This is a genomic window from Planomonospora antibiotica (assembly GCF_014647955.1).
GTDB classification, from domain to species: domain Bacteria; phylum Actinomycetota; class Actinomycetes; order Streptosporangiales; family Streptosporangiaceae; genus Planomonospora; species Planomonospora parontospora.
In genome coordinates this window covers 20,003-27,664 of record NZ_BMQE01000066.1, presented here as the reverse complement: position 1 = coordinate 27,664, position 7,662 = coordinate 20,003, and the positions used below count along the sequence as shown (strand labels likewise).

Annotated in this window: 7 protein-coding genes; 3 read left to right on the top strand and 4 right to left on the bottom strand. The window is 71.3% G+C overall.

What is annotated here, in order from left to right:
* Both IEZ06_RS33010 and IEZ06_RS33005 read left to right on the top strand, forming a co-directional pair.
* Positions 1–1,004 (top strand): glycosyltransferase family protein (locus tag IEZ06_RS33010; protein WP_189240593.1); only part of this gene is annotated, 1,004 nt, incomplete at its 5' end.
* Positions 1,005–1,860: 856 nt separating this feature from the next.
* Positions 1,861–2,265: a hypothetical protein gene (locus IEZ06_RS33005; protein ID WP_229799046.1), complete on the top strand. Its 405-nt coding sequence runs from the start codon at positions 1,861–1,863 to the stop codon at positions 2,263–2,265.
* A gap of 39 nt (positions 2,266–2,304) precedes the next feature.
* On the opposite strand, the gene IEZ06_RS33000 is transcribed toward IEZ06_RS33005, so the two are convergent.
* Positions 2,305–3,111: an SDR family NAD(P)-dependent oxidoreductase gene (locus tag IEZ06_RS33000; protein ID WP_189240591.1), complete on the bottom strand. Its 807-nt coding sequence runs from the start codon at positions 3,109–3,111 to the stop codon at positions 2,305–2,307.
* A gap of 207 nt (positions 3,112–3,318) precedes the next feature.
* Here IEZ06_RS33000 and IEZ06_RS32995 point away from each other — a divergent pair, with 207 nt between their 5' ends.
* Positions 3,319–4,188: a TIGR02452 family protein gene (locus IEZ06_RS32995; protein ID WP_189240590.1), complete on the top strand. Its 870-nt coding sequence runs from the start codon at positions 3,319–3,321 to the stop codon at positions 4,186–4,188.
* 88 nt (positions 4,189–4,276) lie between these two features.
* On the opposite strand, the gene IEZ06_RS32990 is transcribed toward IEZ06_RS32995, so the two are convergent.
* The 3 genes from IEZ06_RS32990 to IEZ06_RS32980 all read right to left on the bottom strand — a co-directional run bounded on the left by IEZ06_RS32990 (position 4,277) and on the right by IEZ06_RS32980 (position 7,390).
* A complete protein-coding gene (locus IEZ06_RS32990; protein WP_189240589.1) occupies positions 4,277–5,788 on the bottom strand; it encodes an SPFH domain-containing protein in 1,512 nt (503 codons plus the stop codon).
* 39 nt (positions 5,789–5,827) lie between these two features.
* Positions 5,828–6,028 carry an NfeD C-terminal domain-containing protein gene (locus IEZ06_RS32985; protein WP_068897941.1) on the bottom strand — a complete coding sequence of 67 codons (201 nt, stop codon included), beginning with the start codon at positions 6,026–6,028 and terminating at the stop codon, positions 5,828–5,830.
* A 333-nt stretch (positions 6,029–6,361) separates the two neighbouring features.
* Positions 6,362–7,390: an acyltransferase family protein gene (locus tag IEZ06_RS32980; protein ID WP_189240588.1), complete on the bottom strand. Its 1,029-nt coding sequence runs from the start codon at positions 7,388–7,390 to the stop codon at positions 6,362–6,364.
* Positions 7,391–7,662 lie beyond the last annotated feature (272 nt).

The window sequence follows — 7,662 nt, the reverse complement described above, 5'->3', positions numbered from 1 at the left end:
AGGTCTTCCTCAACGTGAACTCGGTGCTCGACTCGCCGACCATGTGCGCCCGCCGGGTCTTCGAGCTGTCCGCCTGCTCCACGCCGGTGGTGACCGGCTGGTCCCGGGCCATCGAGGAGACGTTCGGCTCCCTGGTGCCGATCGCCCACGACCAGCTGGAGTCCTACAACACGGTCCTGCACCTGCTCAACAGCCCGGAGCTGCGCGCCCGCCAGGGCCACCTGGCCATGCGCGAGGTCTTCGACAAGCACCTGTTCTCGCACCGCGTGGACCAGATCCTGGGCCTCCTCGGCCGCCCCGTCGAACCCCGTGCCCACTCGGTCTCCGTGGTGCTGCCGACCAACCGCGCCGCCCAGATCGAGCACGCCATCTCCTCGGTGGCCAAGCAGATCCACCGCCCGCTCCAGCTGGTGATGGTCCTGCACGGCCTGGACATCGACCCGGTCGTCGTCGCCGACAAGGCCAGGATGGCGGGGATCACCGACGTCGTGGTGCTGGCCGCGGACCCGTCGATGTCGCTGGGCGCCTGCATGAACATGGGCATCGCCGCGGCCGAGGGCGAGCTGGTCGCCAAGATGGACGACGACAACCTGTACGGCGAGCACTACCTGTCGGACCTGGTCCGCGCCTTCGACTACGCAGGCGCCGAACTGGTCGGCAAGGGCGCGCACTACGCCTACTTCGAGTCCACCAACACCACGATGCTCCGCATGCCGGGCCTGGAGCACCGCTACGCCTGGCTGGTGCAGGGCGGCACCTTCCTCGGCAGGACCGACATGTTCCGCCACTACGCGTTCGAGGACGTCACCCGGGGCGAGGACACCCGGCTGGTCAAGCGGCTGCGCGAGGACCGGGTCAAGATCTACTCCGCCGACCGGTTCAACTTCGTCTACTGGCGCAGCGGCGACCCGGCCATGCACACCTGGCAGCCCGACGACCACAAGCTCACCCGCGGCGCCCAGTTCTCCTTCGTCGGCCGCCCCGACGACCACGTCATGATCTGACCTCTCCTCCCGGGTTCCGTGTTTGTGCGGGTCCCGTTCCCGCGGTGATCGGGCTCGGTACGCACTGCGGTGGTTCGGCCGGGTCCCGTCCCTGCGGTGATCGGGCTCGGTACGCACTGCGGTGGTTCGGCCGGGTCCCGTCCCTGCGGTGGCCGGGGCTGGGTGCGCACTGCGGCGGGCCGGTGGTCCTGCCGGCCGTCTCAGCTGGACTCTGGTGAGGTCAGGCCTCCGGCCTGGCGGGCGCGCGGGGTACGGTGCTTTATACGCCGGCAGGACCACCGGCCCGCCTCCGTGCATCGCGGCCCCGCCGTACCCATGCGGGCCGTAGCGTCTCGCTCTCCGGCCGCCCGGCGCTCTCGCCGATGCTGAAGCGATCCGTACGGAGACCGTTCAGAGCGGATCGCCGTCGCCTGCGGCCATCCCGCCAGGAAGGAGCTCAGGGCCGGGCGCCGTAGGTGCTCTGTCAAGGGCTCCGGCATTCGTAGTCGTCGTCGCTGCGTTCGACCTTGAAGTAAGCGTCTTTACCACGAGCCAACAATTCCCAGCAGGCACGGTCGGATTCGGCCAGGAAGTTGATCTCCATCAAGATGCCCATCCTGCCGTACGGTCAGGTCTACGCCGGGCGCTCATCAGCAAGCCGGTCAGCGTCACGTCGATGTGGCGGCTGGCTTGAGGTCACCTCGCCATCGGAAGTGGGACAGAGCCCGACAACCGGACGCCCAACAACGTCCAGATGTACCCTGCCGACCTGACCGAGCCGTCCGCCGGCGCCCCGCTCCCCCATCACAGGAGGTCGTTCGTGGTCCGGCTCCACCTTTGTTCCGGCATCGGCCCCGGTGACCCGGACGTACCCGTCATGGTGCTCGTCGTCGACCGCAACGGCCTCCCCGGCGAGCGCACCCTCGACCGGCTGGGCATGTACTGCCACGAGTGGGACGGCGGGCTCTACCTCCTGCAGACCGGCGGCTGGGCCGAGCGTTTCCTTGAGGGCAGCCGCCTGGTGGTCGACATCGCGGTGTACCCGGTCGCACTGCGCCAGGTCGGTGTGGACGCCGCGGCGTTCCCCGGCCGCTCGGTGATCGACCCGGACGCGGTCGTGGTGCTGCGTGCGCAGGCCGAGGTGGACCCGCGGCTGTACGGGCGAGCGGCCCCCGAGACTCTGGCGTTCACCGCGGACCCGGGCCACACACTCGATGACGCGATCGCCTCCAAGGAGTGGCCCATGGTGCTCGCACCCCCGCCCACCGAAACGGCGAGCTGAATCCGGACAAGCCTCTGCCATCGTGACCGCTCCGCCCTGTCAGACGGCCTTGAGGAAGCCGCCGTCGACCGCGAACTCCGTGCCGGTCGTGCTGCCCGATCGCGGGGAGGCCAGCAGGGCGACCACGTCGGCGATCTCCTGCGGGTCCGCGAGGCGCCCGGTGGTCAGGCTCATCATCTGCGGCGCCACCGTCGCGATCACGTTCTCCCGGTCCGTGCCCGCCTGCCCGGCGATGATGTCGGCCGCGCCGCCCTCCTCGGTCCACCACGCGGTGAGGACGGGGCCCGGCGAGACCGTGTTCACCCGGATGCCCTGCGGGCCGTACTCCTCCGAGAGCGCCTTCGTCAGGTTGTTCAGGCCGGCCTTGGCCGCGCTGTAGTCGGCGTTCATGGGGGCGGGCTGCCGGGCGACGCCGGAGGAGACGTTGACGATCGCTCCGCCGCCGCGCCGGAGCATCACCGGGATGGCCGCCCGGATCGCGCGGACGGCGGAGAAGAGGTTGAACTCGAACATCTCCCGCCAGTCGGCGTCGGTGGGGGTCAGGAACCCGAAGCGCGGCAGCCTCGCGCCGGGGGGCGGGCCTCCGGCGTTGTTCACCAGGACGTCCAGCCCGCCGAACTCCTCCACCGCGCGCGCCACGACCTGGCCGGGGGCCTCGGGGTCCATCAGGTCGACCGGGACGTGCACCAGGTCCGCTCCGGCCAGCGCGTCCAGCTCGGCGCTGCTCTTGCGGGAGGCCGCCACCACGCGGGCGCCCTCCTCCAGGAACGTGCGCGCGACGGCCAGCCCGATGCCCTTGGACGCCCCGGTGACGACGGCGACACGACCGGAAAGTTGCAGATCCACCAGGTTCTCCTTCGTTCGGCTTCCGGCCCGCTGGGGCCGTGACCACGAAGGTATTCCGATCAGTGCGCAGGTGACCGGCGGCGAACGGACGTGCAACTCCAGCGGGATCCGGACATCGCAGTAGACCAGTTTTTATCCTGTTGAGAATTTCTCGCTATGAGATTAACTTTCCGTCGGAGGAATGGCGACAAGGCCGAGGAGACGACGATGAGAAGAGACGGGCGCCGAGCGCTGGCCGCGGAGACGGTGGAGATCCTGGAACGCGGTTGGTACGCCGACGGCTCGGGGCGGCGGGTCTCCGTCGCCGACCGGCTCGCCGCCTCCGTCGCAGGCACCCGGCTGTGGACGCCCGATGACCTGACCGGCCTGCTGGCGGCCCATGAAGGACGGTCAGGCGGCCGGGCTCCGGAAGCGGAGGACTCCGTCTCCCCCTGCCGGATGGAGGTCGTCAACGAGACGTCCCTGTCCGCCGCCCGCCGGCTGGTGGACGGCGGCGACCCCGTGGGCTGCCTCAACTTCGCCTCGGCGAAGAACCCCGGCGGCGGGTTCCTGAACGGTTCCGAGGCCCAGGAGGAGAGCCTGGCCCGCTCCTCCGGGCTGTACCACTGCCTGGTCGGGGTGCCGGACTTCTACGACTTCCACCGGAGCCAGGGCGACCCGCTCTACAGCCACCGCGCGATCTTCTCGCCCGGCGTCCCGGTGTTCCGGGACGATCGGGGCGGGCTGCTCGCGCAGCCGTACCCCGTCTCCTTCGTGACCGCCGCCGCGCCGAACGCGGGCGCCATGCGCGGGGACGGCCCGCGGCTGGAGCGCCTTCCCGAAGTCCTGTCCGAGCGGGCGGCGCGGGTCCTCGCCCTCTTCGCCGCGTCAGGAGTGCGCAGGCTCGTGCTGGGCGCCTGGGGCTGCGGCGTGTTCCGCAACCCGCCGGAGCTGGTGGCGTCCGTCTTCGCCGGACATCTCGGTCCGGGGGGCGCCTTCCGGGGAACGTTCGACCGGGTGGTCTTCGCCGTGCTCGACCGCTCCCCCGGCACGCCGGCCTACGACGCCTTCGCCCGGACGTTCCAGAGCCTGGCCTGACAGCCCTCATCCCGCCGTTCGGAGCCCGCCGGCCCGGCCGGGTCGCCGCGCGGGGACCCGGCCGGGTGATCGGGGTCAGGGGACGGGGTCAGGGGACGGGGTCGGGGTCCTTCGGGGGGACATGGGTGCCGTTCGCGGCGGGGACGGCCCCGTTGGGAGCGGCAGCGGGAGCACCGCCGGCCAGCAGGGTGCGGGCGAGGCCGAGGCCGGTGCCGCCGAGGGTCAGCGCCTTGGCGAGCATCTCCTCGATGCCCTGGGCGCCGTTCAGCACGACCATGTGGTCCACGTTGCCGAAGGCCTTGGCGCCGGACTCGACGATCTTCGGCCAGTTCTCGGCGAGCTGCTGGGCGATGACCGCCTCCTGGTTCTCGGCGAGGGCCTCGGACCGGGCGCGGATCGCCTCGGCCTCCGCCAGGCCCTTGGCCCTGGCCGCCTCGGCCTCCGCGAGACCCTGCGCCTTCGCCGCCTCCGCGGCGGCCAGGCCGCGCGCCTTGGCGGCCTCCGCCTCGCCGAGACCGGTGGCCTTGGTCGCCGCGGCCGCGGCCTCACCGCGCAGCCGTACGGACTCCGCCTCGGCCGCGGCGGCCTGCTTGACCTGCGAGGCCTGCGCCGCGGCGCGGAGCTCGGTCTCGCGGGCCTCGGCCTCGGCCTGGGCGATGCGGGCGTCGCGCTCGGCCTGGGAGAGCTTCACCGTCTCGTAGGCCTTCGCGTCGGCGGGCTTGCGGACCTGCGCCTGGAGCCGCTGCTCGGCCAGGGCCGCCTCCAGCTCGGCGGCCCGGGTCTCCTGGACCACGACCTCCTGGCGGGCCGAGGCCTCCGAGAGGGGACCGGCCTGGCGGGAGCGGGCCTGGGCCTCGTCGATCTCCGCCTGGTAGGAGGCCTGCTTGATCTGTGCGTCGCGCCAGGCGGCGGCCTTGTTCGCGGCGGCGATCTGCTCGGCCTCGGTGGCCTCCTGGTCGCGCTGGGCCTCGGCGATGCGCGCGGAGGCGGCGATCTTGGCGGCGTGCGGCTTGCCGAGGTTGGTGATGTAGCCGGTCTCGTCGTCGATCTCCTGGATCTGCAGGGAGTCGACGATCAGGCCCAGCTTGATCATCTCGTCGGCGGCCGAGGCGCGGGTCTCACCGGTCAGCCGCTCGCGGTTGAGGATGAGGTCCTCGACGGTCAGGTTGCCGATGATCGAGCGTAGATGGCCAGTGAACAGCTCGTGGATCGCGCCGTTCATGGAGTCCTGCTGGTCGAGGAAGCGGCGGGCGGCGTTGGCGATGGAGTGCAGGTCGTCGCCGACCTTGTAGATCACCACGCCCCGCACCACGACCGGGATGCCCTGCTGGGTGACGCAGGAGACCTGGAGGTTGGCGGCGCGGCTGTCCAGGCGGAGCCGCCGGGCCGTCTGGAAGCCGGGGAGCACCGCGGTGCCCTTGCCGGTGACGATCTTGAATCCGAGGCTGTCGGCGAGCTCGGTCTTCCCGCGCGCGCCGAGACCGGAGATGATCAGCGCCTCGTTGGGCTCGGCCACCCGCCAGACGGCCTTGAACAGCAGGATGAGGATGAGGAGGGCGGCGAGGGCCGCGCCTCCGATGACGAGGTATTGCGTCGGCATCCGGACCTCCGCGGTGGGGGAGTTGGAGGGAGGGGGGGGTCAGACGAGCGCGCGGGCGACGTAGACCGTGCGCGGTGGGAAGTATTCGACGACGACGACGATCGAACCGACGGAGATCTCCTCGTCGGGCACGGTGGGGTGCGCGTAGAACGCCTCGACGCCCCCGCGGACCGCCACCAGGACCTCCCCGACCAGGCCGGGGCCGATCCTGCCGGTGACCCTGCCCTGCTTGCCGATCACACGCGGCTCCCCGTCACGTCATGGAACAGTCATGGAACAGTCATGGAACGAAAACCCCGGATCCGGACGCTACTCCGGCACGGCCGTCTCCACCACTCGCCGCGGGACGACAGGGGTGTTCTCGGCCGTGCCGGAGGGTGCCGCCGATCCGCGTTCTCCGTCCCCGTCCTGGCAACGAGCGGGGCTCCCGCGGCGTTCCGGATCCCGCGGGTGCTCAGGATCCGCGGGTGCTCAAGATCCGCGGGCTCCTCGCGCATTCAGCAGGTGCTCAGGATCCGCGGGCTCCTCGCGCGCCCGGCGGGCGCCCGGGAGCCGGCGCCGCGGCTTGCGGGGTCAGGCCGGGCGCCGCAGCCGGGTGAAGGCCCAGCTCATCCGCGGCTCGACCGCCCAGCGGGCCGCCCTGCGCACCGGCGGGGTGCACAGCAGCGCGGCCAGACCGGCGCCGCAGAGCGCCACCGCCGCCACCCCGGGCACCGTGGCGGCCCAGTCGCCGTAGGACCGCTCCGCGGCCTTCACCACGAACCCGTGGAGCAGGTAGGCGTACATGGTCGCCGCGCCGAGCCCGGAGTACCACGTCCGCCCGGACGGGGTGACCGCCAGGAAGGCGGCGACCAGCAGCGCCCCGGAGGCCAGCAGGCCCAGCCGGATGAGGCTCCCGGTGAGGTCGTCCACCCCGATCACCTCGTTGGCGTGCCGCCAGCGGATCCACTCCGTCCGCACCTCCGTGTGCAGGACCAGCGCCGCCGCGGCTCCCGCGGCCAGCACGGCCGCCCCCGCGATCCGCATCCCGCGCCGCCGGAGCAGGGCGAAGTGCCCGGGGCGGAGCATCAGGCCGAGCACGTAGAACGGCAGGAGCGCGAGCGTGCGGTTCATCGAGAGCTCGTCGGGCAGCGAGCTCGTCCCCGAGAGCAGCGATAGGCCCACCGCGACCGCCAGCGGCCACCTGAGCTGCTGCCAGACCGGGGTGGACAGCCGCCACAGGAACAGCGACATCAGGAACCAGGTCAGGTAGTACGGGTCGAGGAGGCTGATCTCCAGCTTGCCGTACATGACCAGCCGCGGGAGCGAGTAGGCCAGTTCGAAGAGCACGTACGGCACGGCGAGCGTGCTGATCAGTTTGCGCGCCTTGCCGGAGGAGAAGGTGAAGTTCCGCGACAGGTAACCGCTGAGCACGATGAACAGCGGCATGTGGAAGATGTAGACGTAGAAATAGGCCGCGTGCGCGACCGCCACGTCCCGGAGGTCCTCGATCAGATGGCCGGAGACCACCAGTGCGATCGCCAGGAACTTGGCGTTGTCGAAGAACGGGTCACGACCGGTCTCGCCTGGGGGGTCCGTCCGGACGGGGGTTGCGACGCTCACAGCCTCCGGACCCTAACGAGGCGGCCCCGGATCCTCGCCCAACACCGGGTGAAGGCCCGGAGAACTCTCCCGCCGGGCGCCTCCGGCGCCGCGATCGCGCACTTCGGAGCGCGGGTGCCGTTCTCCGGGGCGGGAAGGCCCGCGCGCAGCCGTCCCCACGGAAAATCATTACAATTCCAACATTTACCCCATTAATCACACTAATCGGCAGACCCTCCACTGCGCCCGAACCGTATCGGTGCTAGTCTCCTGTCCGATCTTTCGGAGGCGCA

What these genes read in the sequence shown, in the direction of transcription:
- IEZ06_RS33005 (WP_229799046.1), top strand. Translation starts at nt 1,861, where the DNA reads ATGGTGCTCGTCGTCGACCGCAACGGCCTCCCCGGCGAGCGCACCCTC.
- IEZ06_RS32995 (WP_189240590.1), top strand. Translation starts at nt 3,319, where the DNA reads ATGAGAAGAGACGGGCGCCGAGCGCTGGCCGCGGAGACGGTGGAGATC.
- IEZ06_RS32990 (WP_189240589.1), bottom strand. Translation starts at nt 5,788, where the DNA reads ATGCCGACGCAATACCTCGTCATCGGAGGCGCGGCCCTCGCCGCCCTC.